The 234-nt window shown below is 67.9% G+C and carries 1 protein-coding gene; it reads right to left on the bottom strand.

Annotated features, from left to right (window positions below; all coding sequences use genetic code 11):
• Positions 1-234, bottom strand: a 234-nt coding sequence (locus NO357_RS21315) for a PmbA/TldA family metallopeptidase (RefSeq protein ID WP_306737781.1), incomplete at both ends; no start/stop codon positions are given.

Raw genomic sequence — 234 nt, 5'->3', positions numbered from 1 at the left:
CAGGCGCGCGGTTTCGGCCGCGCGGCGCAGCGCGGGTTCCGAAATCTCGGTCGAATGGGCATAGCCCGTCACCTCGCCCCGGACAGCGCGCAGGCCAAAGCCCTGTTCGGCGGTATAGCCTGAATTGCGCAGCCGCCCGTCGTCGAAGACCAGCGATTCAGACACGGAATGTTCCAGGAACAGTTCCCCGTCCTCGGCCCCTGCGGTGGCATCGCGCAGGATCGCCAGGGCACG

The organism is Marimonas arenosa (assembly GCF_030848945.1).
GTDB classification, from domain to species: domain Bacteria; phylum Pseudomonadota; class Alphaproteobacteria; order Rhodobacterales; family Rhodobacteraceae; genus Marimonas; species Marimonas arenosa.
Note: the sequence above shows the minus strand (reverse complement) of the source record. Positions and strands in the feature narration are given on the sequence as shown.